Consider the following 17,926-nt stretch of genomic DNA (forward strand, 5'->3'; position numbering starts at 1 on the left):
GGGCCTGCACACCGGCCCCGCTCCCCACGCCGTCCCGCCCTTCCCCTCCCCCACGCCGTTCCCTCCCCTTCACCCCCCTCCCCGACGGCCCGAAGAGTGAGTTCCGCATGGCACCGGCCTCTTTCCTGTTCTGTTCCGACCCGCTGCGGCCGGGACGCCCCGACCCCGGGTTCGCCCAGGAGGCGGAGGCGGCGCGGCGTGCGGGTGCCCGGGTCGTCACGGTCGATCACGACGCCCTGCTCGGCGGGGACGCGAAGGCGGCCGTCGGCCGGGTACCGCGGGACTCCGGTACATACCTCTATCGCGGCTGGATGATTCCCGCCGCCCGGTACGAGGCGTTGGAACAGGCCCTCGCCGCGCGCGGCTGCTCGCTCCGCACGACAGCCACCGCGTACCGCACCGCCCACGAGCTCCCCGGCTGGTACGGCGTGTTCGGCGGTCTCACGCCGCGCAGCGTCTGGTGCGCGCTGCCCGTGTCCGGCGGTCCGCCGGATGCCGCGTCCCTGTCACGCCTCGCGGAACCCCTCGGCCCGGGGCCGGGGATCGTGAAGGACTTCGTGAAGTCCCGCAAGCACGAGTGGCACGAGGCGTGCTTCGTGCCGGAGCTGTCGGACGCGGAGGGGCTCGCGCGTGTCGTCGGCCGGTTCGTCGAACTGCAGGGCGACTTCCTGGCCGGCGGGGTTGTGCTGCGGGCGTACGAACCGTTCATTGCGGGCGGGGAGGCCCGGGTGTGGTGGGTGGACGGGGAGCCGGTGCGGGTGACCGCTCATCCGGACACTCCCGGCCGGGTTCCGGCGCCCGGGCTCGACGCCGTCGGTGCGGCCGTGCGCCGTCTCGGCCGCGGTTGGGTGACGACCGATCTCGCGCTCCGGGAGGACGGGGTGTGGCGGGTGGTGGAGGTGGGCGACGGACAGGTCAGCGGCCTGCCCGCCGGGGACGACGGGGAGGCCCTGTTCGCGGCGCTCCTCGCCCTCTGATCCCCCTCCGGATCCGGTCCGGATCCCCGTGGATCCCCTCCGCGGGCGGTGAGGCCGGGTGTCAGCAACCGCAGGCGTCGGTGCCGGCCGGCGCGGTGAGCGGGTCGGCGGTGCGCCGCTCGCGCCCCTGCCAGGTGTCGAACTCGAAGCCTTCGCGCACCCAGTACTCGAACCCGCCGAGCATCTCCTTCACCTGATAACCGAGTTCGGCGAGCGCCAGGGCGGCACGGGTCGCACCGTTGCAGCCGGGTCCCCAGCAGTACGTGACCACCGGGACGGCCGGGTCGAGGAGTGTGGCCGCCTGTTCCGCGATCTGGGCGGTCGGCAGGTGCACGGCGCCGGGCACGTGTCCTTGGTCCCAGGCCGCGGTCGACCGGGAGTCCAGTACGACGAACCCGGGGTCGCCGTCGGCACCGAGGGCCGCTGCCACGTCGGAGACGTCCGCGTGGAAGGCGAGCGAGGCGCCGAAGTACGCGACGGCCGCTGCCGGGGAGGCCGGCGGTACGCGCAGGACGGGGTGGGCGGCGGCGGGAAGCGGTGAGTTCATGTCCAGAAACCTACGACCGGGAGCGTCCGACCGGAAGGAGAGATTCCCCGCACATCAGTTGATCTCCCGATGATTTCCCTGTTGTCTCTGCTCATGACCGACTATTCCCCGGACGCGACGGACTGGCACATCCTCGATGTCCTGCAACGCGACGGACGCGCCACCTTCGCCGAGCTGGCCCGCGCCGTCGCGATGTCCCCGAGCGCCGTCACGGAACGGGTACGCCGCCTCGAGGAGGCGGGAATCATCAGCGGATACGCCGCGGTGGTGGACCCGGAACGGCTCGGGATGCCGATCCTCGCCCTCGTACGGCTGCGCTATCCCAACGGCAACTACAAGCCGTTCCATGATCTGACCGACACGACGCCGGAGATCGTGGAGGCCCACCATGTGACCGGGGACGACTGTTTCGTACTGAAGGTGACCGCGAGGTCGATGCGTCACCTGGAGGAGGTCACGGGGAGGATCGGCGCCCTCGGTTCCGTGACCACCAGCATCGTGTACTCCTCGCCCCTGCCCCACCGGCCCATCAGCCGCTGACCGGCACCGGGCGGCGGACACCGCGGCGTGCCGGGCGGTCAGCCGCCGAGGGTGCCCGTCACCCGGTGGCGCACCGCCGATCCGTGCCGGTCCTTCACCACTTCCAGCTGTGCGGGGATCCGGCGGCGCAGGTCGGCCACGTGGCTCACGATGCCGACGCTGCGGTCCCGCTCGCGCAGTGAGTCCAGGACGTCGAGCACCTCGTCCAGGGTCTGTTCGTCCAGGCTGCCGAAACCCTCGTCGATGAAGAGGGTGTCCAGCCGCACGCCGCCCGCCTCGTCCGTGACGACATCGGCGAGACCGAGCGCCAGGGCGAGCGAGGCGAAGAACGTCTCGCCGCCCGAAAGGGTCGCGGTGTCGCGCTCCCGGCCCGTCCAGGAGTCCACCACGTGCAGGCCGAGGCCCGCTCTCCGGCCGCCGCTGCGCGCGTCGGAGTGGACCAGGGTATAGCGGCCCGAGGACATCTTCCGCAGACGTGCGGTCGCCGCGGCGGCCACCTGTTCGAGCCTGGCCGCGAGGACGTACGCCTCCAGCCGCATCCTGCGCTCGTTGTCGGCGGAGGTGCCCGCGGTCAGCCCGGCGAGGCGCGCCACCCGCTCGTACTCGGTACGCAGCGGCCCCAGCCCGCGTACCTCGTCCTCGGCCCGCCGGGAGAGCCGGCCGAGCTCTGTGCGGCGCTCCTGCGCGGCGGCGAGCGCCGTCGCACGGTCGCGCACGTGCCGTGCGGTCAGGTCGTACGCCGCCTGCGCGGCGTCGGGCGTCGCGGGCGGGTGCTCCGATGCCGCCCGGGCGTCCTCCTCGGCCAGCCGTTCCGCGACGGCGGCGGACTCCGCCTGCCAGGCGTCGATCCGGTGCTGCAGCTCGCGTTGCGCGGTCTGGCCCAGTAGTTTCGCGGCTGCGGCCTGCGGGGTGTCGAAGCCCGCGCGGAAGGCGGCGTCGGCGACCCGGCCGTCGGCTTCCTTCCGCTGCCGTGCGGCGCTCTGTTCGGCGCGGAGGGCTTCCGCGGCCTCTGCGAGCAGCACGGCCCTGCGTCCCAGCAGGGCGGCGTGCTCGGCGACGGACGCCGATTCGCCGCGCGCCTTCACCAACTCGGCCTGCAGCGCCGCCTGTTCGCGGTCGAGTGCTTCCCGCTGCGAGGTACGGGCCGCGGCCCGCCGCTCGGCCTGTTGCCGGTCGTCGAGGCGTCCGAGGTGTTCCCGTTCGGCTGCGGCGAGGGCTTCTCTGGCCCCGTGCGTCCCGGCGGCCAGCCGGTGGGCGTCCGCGTGCTCCCGGGTCAGCCGGTCGACGAAGGCGGTGAGCTCGGCCACGGAGGCGGGAGAGGAGCCCGCGTCGTCGGTGCCCGCTGCGTGGGCCCTGTCCCCGGTGTCCGTGGGTCCGCCCGTGGTACCCGCAGCCTCGGCGCCTGCCGCGGCCAGGCGTTCGCGGAGGACTTCCAGTTCGCGTTCCGCGTCCCCGCGGGTCACATCGGCGCGCCGATGGACGGCGAGTGCCGCCTCCTCCGTCGCCCGGTCCACATGGCCGTCGCCCGCGAGGGCGGGCCGCGGGTGGTCGGCGGACCCGCACACGGCGCAGTCGGCGCCGTCGACGAGTTGGGCGGCCAGTTCCGCGGCGATGCCCCGCAGCCGCTGTTCGCGCAGCCGCAGCCAGGTCTCGTGTGCGGCCACCGCGTGCTCGCGGGCCGTCGTCAGCCGGCCTCGGGCGGTCTCCTCCTGCACGGCGAGCGCGTCGCGCCGGTGCGCCGCGTCCAGGCGTCTGCGCGCGGGGGCCAGGTGCCCGGCCAGTTGTTCCGCCCGGGTCGCGGCTTCCTGGGCCGTCTCGATGCGCTCCTGGAGGTCCCGGTGGACGCCGTCCCATCCGGCCAGCCAGTCGGCCGCCTCCCGGATCGTCTCGTCGTCGGCGCGGGACTGCCGTTCCAGCCCGGCTCGTTCGGCGTCGATCTCCCGGCTGCGCTGTTCGGCGCGGCGCGCGGCTTCGAGTGCGCCGAGTTCCGCGCGGATTCCCCGCTCCAGGTCCGCGAGCTGCTCGGCGCCCGCGTCGGCCAGCTCGCGGGGCAGTCCGCTCCTCGACCGTTCGCGGGCCTCGCTCGCTGTGCGGTGGGCCCGTTCGGCCTCGTCCCGCAGCTCCAGCGCGGGGGCGACCAGATCCGCCTTGCGCGCACGGGACAGCTGTTCGTGGCACCGGTCGTGTTCGGAGCGGCGCTCCTCGAGTCCGGCGGAGCGGCGGCGGGTCTCCTCGTAGCGCTGCTGGAGCCGGGCGAGCTCGCGCTCGGAGTCGAGAGCGTGGCGGGCGGCGGTGTGCCGGCTATCGGCCGTGGCGAGGGCCGACCGCTCGATGTCGGACCGTTCGTGTGCGCCGCTGCGTGCGACGGCGGCCCATTCCAGTACTCCTTCGGCGAGTCCGGGCTCGCCGGGCCGGTCCTCGGGCAGCGTCGCCTCGTCGGCCGCGGGTCCGGCGGCCTGGGCGATCCGCTGGGCGAGGGCGAGGATCTGCTCGTCGCCCGCCCGGACCCGGGCCTCGGCCGTGCGGCGGAGCTCGGCCAGCCGCTCCTCGACCGCGGCGAACCTGCGGGTGTCGAAGAGCCTGCCGAGGAGCTTGCCGCGCGCCTCCGCGTCCGCGCGCAGGAACCGCGCGAAGTCGCCCTGGGGCAGGAGCACCACCTGGCAGAACTGCTCCCGGCTCATGCCGACGAGCCGGCCGATCTCCTCGCCGATCTCCTGGTGCGAGCGGCTGAGGGCCTGCCAGCCCTTCGCGGGGTCGTACTCGCGCAGCAGGCTCTGCGCCTTCTCCGTGGTGAAGCCGCCGCCCCTGCGCTTGGGGCGGGGCTGGGCGGGGCTCCGGGTGATCTCCAGCCGGCGTCCGCCGACGGTCAGCTCCAGGCGGACCTCGGTCGGGAGATCGACCGGGGCGTGGTCGCTGCGCAGGGAGGTGCCGGGACTCTGCCGTGCGCCCGGGACCGCTCCGTAGAGTCCGTAACAGACGGCGTCCAGGACGGAGGTCTTCCCCGCGCCGGTCGGGCCGTGGAGCAGGAAGAGCCCTGCCGAGGAGAGCGCGTCGAAGTCGACCTCCTGCGTGGTGCCGAAGGGGCCGAAGGCGGTGAGGGCGAGCGTGTGCAGTCTCAACGGGCCACCTCCGTCACGCCGTCGTTCACCCGTACGTCGTCGAAGGCGGCGTGCAGCACCGTGCGCTCCTGTTCGCTGGGGCCGCTGCCGCCGCGCACGTGGGCCACGAAGTCCTCGGCGATCTGGTGGTCGTCGCGTCCCCTGAGCCGCTGGGCGTACGAGGCGAGCGGGTCATCCGGGGCCCGTTCGGGTTCGAAGACCAGGCTGAGGGTGTGCGGAAAGCGTTCGAGGAGGCGGGCCATCGGCTCGTCGGGCCGGGCGGGGTCGGTGAGGGTGGCTTCCACCCAGGAATCCTGGTGACGCTCCAGGGCGGGGTCGTCCAGCAGGGTGTCGATGCGCCCACGGAGCCGGGCGAGGGGGCGCGGGACCGGACAGTCGACGCGTTCGGCGGTGAACTGTTCGTCACCGCCCAGGTCGATGAGCCACATCGTCTTGCGGTGGGCGTGCTCGGAGAAGGAGTAGGCGAGCGGGGAGCCCGAGTAGCGCACACGGTCGGTGACGGTCTGGCTGCCGTGCAGGTGCCCGAGTGCGACGTAGTCGACGCCGTCGAAGACTTCGGCGGGAACCGCGGCGACGCCGCCGACCGTGATGTCGCGTTCGCTGTCGCTGGGCTCGCCGCCGGCCACGAAGGCGTGCGCGAGGACCACGGCGCGGGTACCGGCCGGCCGGGAGGCGAGGTCGGCCCGTACCCGGTCCATCGCCGCGGAGAGGACGGCTTCGTGCCCGGCCTTCGTGGCGCCCAGCGTGTCCCTGACGAGGGCGGGCTCCAGGTAGGGCAGCCCGTAGAAGGCGACCTCGCCCCAGAGGTCGGGCAGTACGACGGGAGTGGCGCAGTCGGCCGGGTCGGTGCGCAGATGGATGCCGGCCCGTGCGATCAGCCCGGCGCCCACGCCGAGCCTTCGGGCGGAGTCGTGGTTGCCGGAGATCATGACCGTCGGTATCCCGGCGGCGGCGAGCCGGTGCAGCGTGTCGTCGAACAGCTGGACCGCGGCGAGGGAGGGCACGGCCCGGTCGTAGACGTCACCGGCCACGACGACGGCGTCGACCGCCTGCTCCCGCACGGTCTCCACCAGATGGTCGAGGTAGGCGGCCTGGGCTTCGAGCATCGGGACGCGGTGGAAGGACCGCCCCAGGTGCCAGTCCGAGGTGTGCAGAATCCTCACGACATCACTCCGACGGCACCGACGGCTCCGACCTGCATGTTCCGCTTCCTCCACCCCGGGTCCACACCGGCCCCGCACGTCGCCCGCCGCGGGTTTCCGTGGCCTGCCCGACCACGCTAATGCCACGGGCCTCCCGACCCCTCATCCGGTCATCCGGTCGGGACGTCTCCGTACGCCTCGCCACCCAGTTCGAGCGTCGCCGTGCCGGCCGTGGCGTCGGCCAACCAGGCCCTGAACCCTTCGACGTCGGCGTTCGGCAGACCGATCTCGATCGTCACGGCCTCCGCGTACCGCACCTCGCGCACGGCCTTGCCGGTGGCACGCAGATCGTTCTCCAGCTTGCCCGCCCGCTGGTGGTCGACGGTGACCGATGCCAGCCGGAACCGCTGCCGGGTGATCGTGCCCAGCGCGTCGAGGGCCTCCCCTACCGATCCCCCGTACGCCCGGATCAGCCCTCCGGCACCGAGCTTGACACCGCCGTAGTAGCGGGTGACGACGGCGACGGCGTACCGCACCTCCCGGCGCATGAGCATCTGCAGCATGGGCACCCCCGCGGTTCCGCCGGGCTCCCCGTCGTCACTGGCCTTCTGCACGGAGGCGTCGGCGCCGATCACGTAGGCGAAGCAGTTGTGGGTGGCGGTGGGGTGCTCCTTGCGGACGCGTGCGACGAACTCCTGCGCCTCCTGCTCGGTGGCGGCGGGGGCGAGCGCGCAGAGGAAGCGCGATCGGTTGATCTCGGTCTCGTGCACGCCCGCGCGGGCGACTGTCCGGTACTGCTCCTGCATCAGCCCACCCTATGTGCCGGTCCGTGGGCCACGTTCACCCTTCCGTGGGGAATGGTCCGGGCGGGCCGTCCGTTGTCCGGGCATGTACGCAGACGACGAGACGGTTCGCAGGATTCTTCAGGACACGGGTGACACCTGGGCGGTGGTCGGCCTGTCCGGCAACCGCTCGCGGGCGGCCTACGGGGTGGCCGAGGTCCTCCGGCTCTTCGGCAAGAGGGTGGTCCCGGTGCACCCCAAGGCCGAGTCGGTCCACGGCGAGCAGGGGTACGCCTCACTGGCGGACGTCCCGTTCCCCGTCGACGTGGTGGACGTCTTCGTCAACAGCGACCTCGCGGGCCGGGTGGCGGACGAGGCGGTGGCCGCCGGAGCGAAGGCGGTCTGGTTCCAGCTCGGCGTGATCGACGAGGCGGCGTACGAGCGGACACGCGCGGCGGGTATCGACATGATCATGGATCGCTGCCCCGCGATCGAGATACCCCGCCTGGGCCGCCGCTCCTGACAGGCGTGGTGTCGCCCCCGGCTTCTGGGCGGGAGAATGTCCGCCGTGACACAGCACCTCGTCAGCGGTGAACGAACTGTCGCGCAGCTGGCCGGACTCGGCGTGGAGCGGGGTGGCGTCCTGCTCGTGCACGCGTCGATGCGCGCTGCGGGAGGGGAGGCCGGGGCCATGGCCGAGTCCCTGCGGACGGCCCTCGGACCGGAGGGGACGCTGGTCGTGCCCTCCTTCACCCCCGAGAATTCCGACACCTCTCCCTCGTATCTGAACCGTGTCCGCGGGCTGAGCGACGAGGCGCGTGCGGCCGTGCGTGCGGCGATGCCGCCCTTCGACCTGGCGACCACACCCGCGCCCGGCATGGGCCGGCTCGCCGAGACGGTGCGCCGGACCCCCGGTGCAGAGCGCAGCGCCCATCCGCAGACGTCGTTCACCGCGATCGGGCCGGCGGCCGGGAAGCTGCTCGCCCGGCACCGCCCTGACTGCCATCTGGGCGAGGACTCCCCCCTCGCCCGGCTGTACGAGGCCGATGCGCGGATCCTGCTGCTGGGCACGGATTTCGGCACCTGCACCGCGTTCCACCTCGCCGAGTACCGGCTGCCCGCCCCGCCGCGCCGCCTCTACCGCTGCGTGGTGGCACCGGAGGGCAGGCGCCGGTGGTGGGAGTACGAGGACGTCGCGCTGGACGACGGCGACTTCTCGATGCTGGGGCATGCCTTCGAGCACGCGGGTACGGCCGGGGATGTACGCACGGGGCCTGTGGGTTCGGCCCGCAGCCGCCTGGTCCGTCTCCGCGCGGCTGTGGACTTCGCCGTCGGCTGGCTCGGGGAGCATCGCACCGGCGGTGACTGAGCGGCCCTCCCTGGACGTGCCTCGCTGGACGCGTTCCTCCCTGGGCGTGTCCCCGCGACTGTCCGCGGCGCCTGCCTCCCTGCGGGCAGGACAGGTCAGGGAAAAGGCGAACTGAGGGCACGGGGACTTCAGGACCTGGGGTCAGATACCCAGGCCCTCGACCAGTACCGCGCCGGGCAGTGCCGCCAGCGCCTTGCCGGGAACGATCAGTTTGCCGCGACGGCGCCCGCTGCCGATCAGGACCCATTCCTCGTCGGCCACGGCGGGGTCGAGCAGGACGGGCCAGGCGGCGGGAAGTCCGATCGGGGTGATGCCGCCGTACTCCATGCCGGTCTCGTCGACCGCCGTGTCCATCGGGGCGAAGGACGCCTTGCGGGCCCCGAGGTGTCTGCGTACCGCGCCGTTGACGTCGACGCGCGTGCGCGAGAGGACCACGCACGCGGCCAGGGTGACCTCGCCGCCCCGCTTGCCCGCGACGACCACACAGTTCGCCGACCGGTCGAGCAGCCCGGGGCCGTGGTGCTCGACGAAGACGGCGGTGTCGGCGATGGCCGGGTCCGTGTCGACGTAGACGATCCGGTCGGCGGCGAATCCGCCCCAGCCGCCCGCGACCGCTTCGGCCACGGGCGGTGTGAGCAGGTCGAGCCGCTCGGCCGCGGGAGCGGCGTCGTCGAAGGTACCCAGGGGTGCGCGCATGCGTGCCACGCTAACAGCCGTGGGAGCGTGCTCACTTACCGTCCCGGCGGACCGGCGGGATCGAGACCGCCATGGTCAGTTCGGCAGGCTCGGTGCCGTCGTTGCGGTAGCTGTGCGGGACGTGTGCCTCGAAGGTCGCCGAGCTGCCGGCGGGTACGGCATGCGCCTCGCCGTCGACGACGAGGGTCAGTTCACCCGCCGTGACGTGGAGGAGTTCCACTGTTCCTTCGGGGTGCGGGTCGGAGGCGCTGCTGTCGCCGGGCATCAGGTGCCAGGACCAGAGCTCGATGGGCCCCCTGGCCTCCGTACCCACCAGCAGCGTCGTCGAACTCCCGGCCTCCGTGGACCACATGCGGACGGCCTGGCTCTCGGGCACCAGTCGAACCTGGGAACCCTGCTCGTAGTCGAGCAGGGTGGTGATGCTGACGCCCAGGGCGTCCGCGAGCTTGACCGTGGTGCCGACGCTCGGGTTCGTCCGGGCCTGCTCGATCTGGATGATCATGCCGCGGCTGACACCGGCCCGGGCCGCGAGGGCGTCCAGCGTGAAGCCGCGCTCGCCCCGCCAGCGCTTGAGATTACGTGCGAGCGACTGGGTGAGCTGATCGAGGTCAGACACATTCCGTCCAATATTCTGGATGACAGGGTCGAAAATACTGCACTACGGTGTGGTGCACCCACCCGACCACCGCACTGTACTGCGAGGCGCCCGATGACAGCACTGTTCGCCCTGGCCACGAGCCTTCTGTGGGGACTGGCCGATTTCGGCGGCGGACTGCTCACCCGGCGTACGCCCGCCCTAACGGTCGTGGTGGTCTCGCAGTGCATCGCTGCCCTCGTGCTGGGCGTCGTGGTGATCGCGACGGGCGCCTGGAGCGAGGCCGGGGGCCGTCTCTGGTTCGCGGTGGCGGCGGGCGCCGTCGGTCCGGTCGCGATGCTCAGCTTCTACAAGGCCCTGGCCCTGGGGCCGATGGGCGTGGTCTCCCCGCTCGGGTCCCTGGGCGTCGCCGTGCCGGTGGGGGTCGGGCTGATCGTCGGCGAGCGGCCGGGGCTGCCGCAGTTCGCGGGGATCGCCGTGGCCGTCGCGGGCGTCGTCCTGGCCGGTGGCCCGCAGTTGCGCGGGGCGCCTGTGCAGCGTCGGGCGGTCGCCCTGACCCTGCTGGCCGCGTTCGGCTTCGGCGCGGTCATGGCCCTGATCGCGGAGGCGTCGACCACGGTGACCGGGCTCTTTCTGGCGCTTTTCGTCCAGCGCGTCACGAACATCGCGGTCGGCGGCACGGCACTGTACGTGTCGGTACGCCGTGGGGGCCGCGCCCTGCCCGAGGAGGGCGGCCGGACCGTGGTGCTCGCCGCGCTGCCGGCCCTGGCCTTCGTCGGCCTCGCCGATGTCGCGGCCAACGGTACGTACGCGATCGCCGCCCAGAACGGCCCGGTCACCGTCGCCGCCGTACTGGCCTCGCTCTACCCCGTGGTGACGGCCCTGGCCGCACGGGGAGTGCTGGGCGAGCGGTTGCGCGGGGTCCAGGCGGCCGGCGCGGGCCTGGCCCTGGTGGGTACGGTCCTGCTGGCCGCCGGATAGCCGCCGGTCAGGGTTGCGGGGTGTCCTCCAGCAGGTGCGCCACGGCCTGGAGCTGTTCGGGGGTGACCCCTTCGGGGATCGGGACCGGTGCGGGCGTACGCAGGGGCGGCTGCCAGCCCTTCCCCGGGTCCCAGCTCCGCACTACGCGGGCCGGCGCCCCCGCCACCACCGCGTGGTCGGGCACCTCTCCCCGTACGACGGCTCCCGCCGCGACCACGACATTGCGGCCGAGGCTGGCCCCGGGAAGGATCACCGCTCCGGTGCCGATCCAGCAGCCCGGGCCGATCACGACCGGCTCCATGCGCGGCCACTGCTTGCCGACCGGTTGGTCCGGGTCGTCGTAGCTGTGGTTGGTGGACGTGATGTAGACGTACGGCCCGCAGTACGTGTCCGAGCCGATCGTCACCGTGGTGTCCGCGACGACATGGCTGCCACGCCCGAGCACCACTCCGTTGCCCAGGGTCAGGATGGGCTCCGTACCGAGGTCCAGATCGGGCATCAGTCCGGCTGTGAGTGTCACCCGCTCCCCGATGACGCAGTGGTCGCCGAGCTCGATCCACGGCTCGCCGAACACGGTTCCCTGCGGGAAGGCGAGCCGGGTTCCCGTGCCGATCCGGCCGAACCTGAGCCGGCCCGGATGCTGCGCGGTGACCGCACCCGTCTCCCGTACCCAGTCCCAGCCCCGGTGGACCGCCCGGGACAGGACACGACGCCGCCAGCGGACCAGCGGCAAGGAGAACGTGTTTCTGCTCTTCGGCACCCGCTCACGGTAGTCGGCCATGACGAGCGGATACCCGGGAGCGGCTGTGATGTTCGACCCACCCCCCTCCGGGACGAGGAACGCGTCGCCTACCGTTCACCGGAGGACACCCGAAGGCGCGCGACCGCACCACCCCCGCAGCGGAGGAGCAGGCGATGGCAGAGCAGGCGTTGGTCACCGGCATCGGTGGCAAGGAGCCGGACGTCGACCCGGACGCCTTCGTGGCGCCCACCTCCGTCGTCCTGGGTGAGGTGTCACTGGCCGCCGGTTCCAGCGTCTGGTACCAGACCGTGCTGCGCGCCGACTGCGGTCCGATCTCGATCGGCCCCCGGAGCAACATCCAGGACAACTGCAGCGTGCACACGGACCCCGGTTTCCCGTTGGTCGTGGGCGCCCGGGTCTCCGTCGGCCACAACGCCGTGCTGCACGGCTGCGTCATCGAGGACGACGTCCTGATCGGGATGGGCGCGACCGTGCTCAACGGGGCGCACATCGGTGCCGGTTCACTCGTCGCCGCCCAGGCACTGGTCCCGCAGGGGATGCGGGTCCCGCCCGGCTCCCTCGTCGCGGGTGTCCCGGCGAAGGTCAAGCGGGAGGTGACGGCCGAGGAGCGAGAGGGCATCGCCTTCAACGCGGCCGGATACGTGGAGCTGGCGAAGGCGCACCGCGCCGCGCACGAGGCCTGACCGCCGGGGGAACGGGCTCCCAGGCGGCCCACCGGCTTCCCCGGAACCGGCCTCCGGCGCCCACCGACGGTGCGACCGGCCTGCCCAGACCGTGCGACGGGTGCCCGCACCTCAGCCGTGCAACCGCCCTGCTCGCACCCCGGAGGGCCCCCGCGACAGAGCCTCCCGCACCCCCGGACGCATCCGGATTCAGTCCGCGACGCCCACCGCGTCCGGCTCGGGCACCCGCTGCGGCCCCTCCGCCGACTGCTGCTCCGCCTTCTCGGACGCCGGGCCGGATGCCGGGTCAGCGGTTCGGACGGAGGGTCCAGACCACACTCATCTCGCTCGTCACCGCACCGTCCGCCCGCCGGATCTCGACGGCCACGGGGAACTCCGGCCGCTTGCCCTCGTCCAGCTCGGCGACGACCTCGGCCGCCGGGCGGCCCAGTGTGGCCGTAGCGGTGAGACGGCCCATGGCCACCTTCTTGAACGCCATCTCCGTAGTGACGGGCAGGGGAACGGCCCGCGCCATCTGGTCACCGAACGCGGCGACGACGATCGCGCCGCTCGCCGACTCGGCCAGTGTGAACATCGCTCCGGCGTGGGGTCCGCCGAGGTGGTTGTGGTATTCGGGCTGGTCCGGCAGCGAGAGCACGGCACGCTCCGCGGTCGTCTCCAGGTACTCGAGGTTGAGGGTCCGCACCATCGGAACGCTCGCGGACAGCATGGCGCCGACTGTCATCTCATCTGTGCTCATGGCCGTTATGTTACTAGCGGGTAGCACTCTTTGACCATCCCCTCACAGGGGCGGCCGTAGCAGTGGGGCCCGCACCCCTCTATGGTTACTGGCCATGTGGCCAGGACAGCAGCCGCCCGGGGGCGAGCAGAACCCGCAGGACCAGAATCAGAACCCGTACCAGCAGCCGGGGTACCAGCAGCCGAATCCCTATCAGCAGCCGGGATACCAGCAGCAGGGCTACCCGCAGGGCCAGCCCGGCTACCCGCAGCCCAATCCGTACCAGCAGCCCACCGTGCCGCAGTACGCGGTGCCGGGCGGTCAGCCCGGCGGTCCGAAGCCGGACGACAAGAAGAGGACGACGATCGTCGCGATCGTCGCCGTCACCGCGGTCGTCGTGGCGGCAGTCGTCACCGGCGTCGTCGTCTTGAACAAGGACGACGACAAGGGCAGCACGACCGTCACCGGAGGTGACAAGGCGTCGCCTTCCGCGAAGCCCTCCGACACTCCCTCCTCCCCCGCGGCCAATCCGCGGGGCGGTGAGGACGCCGCGCCGACCGTTCCCGGCTGGAAGGTCGTGACCAACCCCAAGTGGGGTACGCAGTTCGACGTGCCCGGTGACTGGGAGGTCGCGGGCAGCAGCATGATCTCCGGCTTCGAGGACGTCAAGGACCCCACCGGCAAGCCGGCCGTCGCCTTCTCCGCACCGGCCTACTACAAGAGCAAGTGGTGCGTCGACGACTCCGACAAGGACGGCCGCGACGAGGACACCGGTCTGGCGGGCGTCGGCACCAAGGGCGCCCAGGGCGCGACGAGCCAGGACACGCAGAGCGCCGGCGAGGCCTCCAACTGGGTGTGGGCCGCGTACGCCCAGGAGGACCCCAAGGAGAAGGTCAAGACCAGCAAGGCCAAGCCGTACACGACCAAGTCCGGTCTCTCCGGCAGCGTCGTGACGGCGACCGCCACGGGGCTGGCCAACAAGAACAAGTGCGACACCGACGGCAAGTCGATCGCGTTCACCTTCAAGAACGCCAAGGGCGAGTACGCGTCCTGGATCCTCTACGCCAACGCCGGAGTCGACGACGAACTGCCGGACACCACCATCCAGAAGATCCTCAGCACCGTCCGGCTGGCCGAGAGCGCGTCCTGACGGTCGATCCATTTGGCGGTACGGGGCCGCGGCGGCGATAGTCCTTCGGTGACTTCCGCCGCCGCCTCCCCGCCCCCCGCGCTCCGCCCCCCGCGAGCCGGCCGCAACTACGGACTGCTGACCGCCGCCGCGATCATCACGAGCCTGGGTACCCATGGCGCGCTGATCGCGGCGGCCTTCGCGGTCCTGGAGTCGGGTGGTGACGGTGGCGACGTGGGCCTGGTCGCCGCCGCACGCACCGCGCCGCTGGTGCTCTTCCTGCTGATCGGCGGCGCGATCGCGGACCGGCTGCCGCGGCACCGGGTGATGGTGGCGGCGAACGCGCTCAACTGCGGCTCCCAGGCGGTGTTCGCCTGGCTTGTGCTGGCCGGCGACCCCCAGCTGTGGCAGATGATGCTGCTGACGGCGCTGTGCGGTACCGGGCAGGCCTTCTTCAACCCGGCGGCCGAGGGCATGCTGATGTCCAGCGTCAGCGGTGACCAGGCGGCCCGCGCCTTCGCCTTCTTCCGGATGTCCATGCACGGTGCGGCCATCGGCGGCGCCGCGCTCGGCGGTGCGATGATCGCGGCCATGGATCCGGGCTGGGTCCTGGCGGTCGACGCGGCCGCGTTCGCCGTCGCCGGCACGCTCCGGGCCTTCCTCGACGTGAGCCACATCCCCGCACGCGAACCGGGCGGAGGGCTGCTCGCCGATCTGCGCGACGGCTGGCGGGAGGTCGCGGGGCGCCCGTGGCTCTGGGCCATCGTGCTGCAGTTCTCCGTGGTCGTGGCCGTCGTCGGGGCCGCCGAGGCGGTGTACGGCCCGCTGGTGGCACGGGACGAGCTCGGGGGCGCGCGCCCGTGGGGGTTCGCGCTCGCCGCGTTCGGGGTCGGCACACTGGGCGGGGCGGTGCTGATGATGCGCTGGAAGCCCCGGAGGCTGCTGCTGGCCGGAACGCTCTGCGTGTTCCCCATGGCCCTGCCGTCGGCCGGCCTCGCGATCCCCCTGCCGGTGACGGCGCTGTGCGGCGTGATGTTCGTGACCGGGGTCTCCATCGAGGTGTTCGGCGTCTCCTGGATGACGGCCCTCCACCAGGAGATCCCGGAGGAGAAGCTGTCCCGGGTCTCGGCGTACGACTGGTTCGGATCGGTCGCGATGGTGCCGCTCGCGACGGCGGCGGCCGGTCCGGTGGAGACGTTGGTGGGACGCGGCGAGGCCCTGTGGGGCTGCGCCGTCCTGATCGTGGTGGTCACGGTGGGGGTGCTGTTCGTCCCGGACGTACGGAACCTGACGCGGCGGGACACCGGCACCATGAGAACGGCCGGGACCATGAAGACGGCCGGGACCATGAAGACGGCCGGGACCGTGAAAACGGCCGGGACCACGGTCCCTTCGCCGATGCCCGCCCAGGTGCCCGCGCAGGCGTCAGCCGATGCCGAAGGCTCCGTCGGGGGGCTCGGGTGACGCGACGGCCTCGTCGTCCCGTACCGGCCGGGCACCGCCGATGAGCCGCCTCAGCGCCTCCCCGTGGGCGACCCGTGCGGGGAACGCGTCGGCGGCGCACAGCCTCGTCAGCGGTGCGATGTCGAGCGGGCTCCGCGAAGCGAGGAGCACGACGTTGCCGAAGCGCCGGCCGCGCAGCACGGCCGGCTCGGCGATCAGCGCGAGTTCACCGAATACCTCGGCGAAGTTGGCGAGCTGCGGGCGCAGGAAGCCGAAGGGCGCGCTGTCGGCCAGGTTGGCCGCGTAGATTCCGTCCGCGCGCAGGACCCGCCCGGCAGCCCGTGCGTACTCGACGGAGGTGAGCTGGGCAGGGACCCGCGCGCCGCCGAAGACGTCGGCGATCAGGAGGTCGGCGGAATCCTCCGGTGCCTGTTCCAGCCAGGTTCGGGCGTCGGTGCCGTGCACGGTGACCCCGGCCCCCTCGGGCAGCGGGAGATGGTCGTGGACCAGCTCGATCAGGCCCCGGTCCGTCTCGGCGACGTCCTGCCGGGAGCCGGGGCGGGTCGCCGCGACGTAGCGGGGCAGGGTGAGCGCGCCGCCGCCGAGGTGCACGGTGTCCAACGCCGCACCGGGCTCGCCCGCCCGGTCCACGACATGGGCGAGCCGTCGTACGTACTCGAATTCGAGGTACTCCGGGTCGTCGAGGTCCACGTACGACTGCGGGGCGCCGTCGACCGTGAGCAGCCAGGCCCGGTCCCGGTCCACATCGGGCAGCAGCCGGGCGGTGCCGCAGTCGGTGGTGCGGATGACGGGTATCGGCTCGTTCACGCGCCCATTGTTCCCCCTTCCCGAGGCGTGGCGGACACACGGAACCCGCCCCCCGTGAAGGGTGGGAGGCGGGTTCCGCGGTTCCTGGGTCAGAGCAGGCCGGTGACCGTACCGGCGCCGACCGTCCTGCCGCCCTCGCGGATCGCGAAGCCGAGACCGCACTCCAGCGGGACGTCGCGGCCGAGCTCGACGGTCATGGTGACCGTGTCGCCCGGCCGTGCCACGGCCGCGTCACCGAGGTCGACGTCGCCGACCACGTCAGCCGTACGGATGTAGAACTGCGGCCGGTACCCGGTGGTGACCGGCGTCGTACGGCCTCCTTCCCCGGCCGACAGGACGTACACCTGCGCGGTGAAGCGCCGGCTCGGACTGACGCTGCCGGGAGCGGCCACCACGTGGCCGCGGCGCACCCGGTCGCGCTCCACCCCGCGCAGCAGCAGCGCGACGTTGTCCCCGGCCTCGGCGGACTCCATCGGCTTGCCGAAGGTCTCCAGGCCGGTCACGACCGTCTCGATGTCCGCGCCGAGCACCGACACCCGGTCCCCGACGCGCACCGTGCCGCGCTCCACGGCACCGGTGACGACGGTGCCGCGGCCCGTGATGGTGAGCACGTTCTCCACGGACAGCAGGAACGGCGCGTCGGTGTAGCGCACCGGCATCGGTACGTACGTGTCGATCGCGTCCAGCAGCCCGTCGATGGCCGCCGTCCAGCGCGGGTCCCCCTCCAGCGCCTTGAGCCCCGACACCCGTACGACGGGGACCGTGTCGCCGCCGTAGCCGTGCGCGGAGAGCAGCTCGCGGACCTCCAGCTCGACCAGGTCGGTCAGCTCGGGGTCGCCCGCGTCGGCCTTGTTGAGGGCCACGACGATGTGGTCGACGCCGACCTGACGGGCCAGCAGGACGTGCTCCGCGGTCTGCGGCATGATCCCGTCGAGCGCGGACACGACGAGGATCGCCCCGTCGAGCTGCGCCGCTCCGGTGACCATGTTCTTGATGTAGTCGGCGTGGCCCGGCATGTCGACGTGCGCGTAGTGACGGGTGTCCGTCTCGTACTCGACGTGCGAGATGTTGATGGTGATGCCGCGCTGCGCCTCCTCGGGCGCCCGGTCGATCCGGTCGAACGGCACGAAGGTGCCGGTCCCCCGGTCGCTCAGGACCTTGGTGATGGCGGCGGTCAGGGTGGTCTTGCCGTGGTCGACGTGGCCCATGGTGCCGATGTTCAGGTGCGGCTTGGTGCGCACGTATGCCGTCTTGGGCATGGCTCGTTCCTTGGAATTCGAAGCTGAGAGGAGAAGACCCCAGGGCCCTGCCGACCCTCCCCTTGCGGGGTCCGCCGGACTGTCGGGGGAGGGTCAGCTTCGGGCGCCGCCGAGGGGCGCTGCCGCAGCGGTGAACGCTGCGGCGACTGCTGCTGCGGCTGCCGCGCTTGCGGCCGTGGGGTTCACGGCAGCCTTCGGCGTGTCCGCGACTGCGGACTGCGCTGCGAGGAAGGCGTACCGGAACATGTCCTGATCATGGCTCAGCCGCCCACTCGCGTCGAGCGGTTTTCGGGCGGGCACGAGCTGTGGGGCGGGCAGGACGGCGTTCTGCCTTGGCGGAGCCCCGCGGACGGAT

Annotated in this window: 18 protein-coding genes; 8 read left to right on the forward strand and 10 right to left on the reverse strand. The window is 72.6% G+C overall.

Translation table 11 applies throughout. The annotated features are described in order from the left end of the window. The first annotated feature begins 107 nt into the window (after window positions 1-107). Window positions 108-977, forward strand: coding sequence for an ATP-grasp domain-containing protein (locus ACFWVP_RS11495; protein WP_384495690.1), 870 nt, complete (start codon window positions 108-110; stop codon window positions 975-977). 61 nt (window positions 978-1,038) lie between these two features. Here ACFWVP_RS11495 and ACFWVP_RS11500 read toward each other — a convergent pair whose 3' ends face one another. After that, complete coding sequence (locus tag ACFWVP_RS11500) at window positions 1,039-1,524, reverse strand: rhodanese-like domain-containing protein (RefSeq protein ID WP_384495692.1); 486 nt, start codon at window positions 1,522-1,524, stop codon at window positions 1,039-1,041. A 93-nt stretch (window positions 1,525-1,617) separates the two neighbouring features. Between ACFWVP_RS11500 and ACFWVP_RS11505 the strand changes: the two genes are divergently transcribed. Then, complete coding sequence (locus ACFWVP_RS11505) at window positions 1,618-2,064, forward strand: Lrp/AsnC family transcriptional regulator (RefSeq protein ID WP_384495694.1); 447 nt, start codon at window positions 1,618-1,620, stop codon at window positions 2,062-2,064. Between the two features lie 38 nt (window positions 2,065-2,102). Here the strand turns inward: ACFWVP_RS11505 and ACFWVP_RS11510 are convergent, their stop codons facing one another. The 3 genes from ACFWVP_RS11510 to ACFWVP_RS11520 form a co-directional block, all read right to left on the reverse strand. Then, on the reverse strand, window positions 2,103-5,183 hold the full coding sequence (locus ACFWVP_RS11510; RefSeq protein ID WP_384495696.1) for an AAA family ATPase: 3,081 nt from the start codon (window positions 5,181-5,183) through the stop codon (window positions 2,103-2,105). After that, window positions 5,180-6,346, reverse strand: a complete 1,167-nt coding sequence (locus ACFWVP_RS11515) for an exonuclease SbcCD subunit D (protein ID WP_384495698.1) — start codon at window positions 6,344-6,346, stop codon at window positions 5,180-5,182. Before ACFWVP_RS11515 ends, ACFWVP_RS11510 begins: the two co-directional genes overlap by 4 nt. A 149-nt stretch (window positions 6,347-6,495) precedes the next feature. After that, a complete protein-coding gene (locus ACFWVP_RS11520) occupies window positions 6,496-7,131 on the reverse strand; it encodes a YigZ family protein (protein ID WP_384495700.1) in 636 nt (211 codons plus the stop codon). 82 nt (window positions 7,132-7,213) lie between these two features. Between ACFWVP_RS11520 and ACFWVP_RS11525 the strand changes: the two genes are divergently transcribed. Beyond that, complete coding sequence (locus ACFWVP_RS11525; RefSeq protein ID WP_384495701.1) at window positions 7,214-7,630, forward strand: CoA-binding protein; 417 nt, start codon at window positions 7,214-7,216, stop codon at window positions 7,628-7,630. 36 nt (window positions 7,631-7,666) lie between these two features. Continuing rightward, window positions 7,667-8,476 (forward strand): aminoglycoside N(3)-acetyltransferase, encoded by an 810-nt coding sequence (locus ACFWVP_RS11530; RefSeq protein WP_384495703.1) that lies wholly within the window; start codon window positions 7,667-7,669, stop codon window positions 8,474-8,476. 141 nt (window positions 8,477-8,617) lie between these two features. Here the strand turns inward: ACFWVP_RS11530 and ACFWVP_RS11535 are convergent, their stop codons facing one another. Then, window positions 8,618-9,172 carry a YbaK/EbsC family protein gene (locus tag ACFWVP_RS11535; RefSeq protein WP_384495705.1) on the reverse strand — a complete coding sequence of 185 codons (555 nt, stop codon included), beginning with the start codon at window positions 9,170-9,172 and terminating at the stop codon, window positions 8,618-8,620. 31 nt (window positions 9,173-9,203) lie between these two features. Then, window positions 9,204-9,788, reverse strand: coding sequence for a helix-turn-helix domain-containing protein (locus ACFWVP_RS11540; RefSeq protein WP_384495707.1), 585 nt, complete (start codon window positions 9,786-9,788; stop codon window positions 9,204-9,206). Window positions 9,789-9,881: 93 nt separating this feature from the next. On the opposite strand from ACFWVP_RS11540, the gene ACFWVP_RS11545 reads away from it, so the two are divergent. Next, a complete protein-coding gene (locus tag ACFWVP_RS11545) occupies window positions 9,882-10,748 on the forward strand; it encodes an EamA family transporter (RefSeq protein ID WP_384495709.1) in 867 nt (288 codons plus the stop codon). Between the two features lie 7 nt (window positions 10,749-10,755). Here ACFWVP_RS11545 and ACFWVP_RS11550 read toward each other — a convergent pair whose 3' ends face one another. Continuing rightward, window positions 10,756-11,508 carry an acyltransferase gene (locus ACFWVP_RS11550; RefSeq protein ID WP_384495876.1) on the reverse strand — a complete coding sequence of 251 codons (753 nt, stop codon included), beginning with the start codon at window positions 11,506-11,508 and terminating at the stop codon, window positions 10,756-10,758. Between the two features lie 155 nt (window positions 11,509-11,663). Between ACFWVP_RS11550 and ACFWVP_RS11555 the strand changes: the two genes are divergently transcribed. Further along, on the forward strand, window positions 11,664-12,194 hold the full coding sequence (locus ACFWVP_RS11555; protein WP_384495710.1) for a gamma carbonic anhydrase family protein: 531 nt from the start codon (window positions 11,664-11,666) through the stop codon (window positions 12,192-12,194). A 286-nt stretch (window positions 12,195-12,480) separates the two neighbouring features. Here the strand turns inward: ACFWVP_RS11555 and ACFWVP_RS11560 are convergent, their stop codons facing one another. Beyond that, window positions 12,481-12,918 (reverse strand): DUF4442 domain-containing protein, encoded by a 438-nt coding sequence (locus tag ACFWVP_RS11560; protein ID WP_384495878.1) that lies wholly within the window; start codon window positions 12,916-12,918, stop codon window positions 12,481-12,483. Between the two features lie 109 nt (window positions 12,919-13,027). Between ACFWVP_RS11560 and ACFWVP_RS11565 the strand changes: the two genes are divergently transcribed. After that, window positions 13,028-14,062: a hypothetical protein gene (locus tag ACFWVP_RS11565; protein WP_384495712.1), complete on the forward strand. Its 1,035-nt coding sequence runs from the start codon at window positions 13,028-13,030 to the stop codon at window positions 14,060-14,062. Window positions 14,063-14,110: 48 nt separating this feature from the next. Beyond that, the gene (locus ACFWVP_RS11570) at window positions 14,111-15,505 is read left to right on the forward strand and encodes an MFS transporter (RefSeq protein WP_384495714.1); all 1,395 of its coding nucleotides are present in this window, start codon (window positions 14,111-14,113) and stop codon (window positions 15,503-15,505) included. Here ACFWVP_RS11570 and ACFWVP_RS11575 read toward each other — a convergent pair. Together ACFWVP_RS11575 and tuf are read right to left on the reverse strand one after the other, a co-directional pair. Next, on the reverse strand, window positions 15,467-16,312 hold the full coding sequence (locus ACFWVP_RS11575) for a spermidine synthase (RefSeq protein ID WP_384495716.1): 846 nt from the start codon (window positions 16,310-16,312) through the stop codon (window positions 15,467-15,469). The genes ACFWVP_RS11570 and ACFWVP_RS11575 overlap by 39 nt on opposite strands. Window positions 16,313-16,401: 89 nt before the next feature. Beyond that, on the reverse strand, window positions 16,402-17,571 hold the full coding sequence (gene tuf / locus ACFWVP_RS11580) for an elongation factor Tu (protein ID WP_384495718.1): 1,170 nt from the start codon (window positions 17,569-17,571) through the stop codon (window positions 16,402-16,404). Between the last annotated feature and the right edge of the window lie 355 nt (window positions 17,572-17,926).

Source organism: Streptomyces sp. NPDC058637, from assembly GCF_042717325.1.
Lineage (GTDB): Bacteria > Actinomycetota > Actinomycetes > Streptomycetales > Streptomycetaceae > Streptomyces.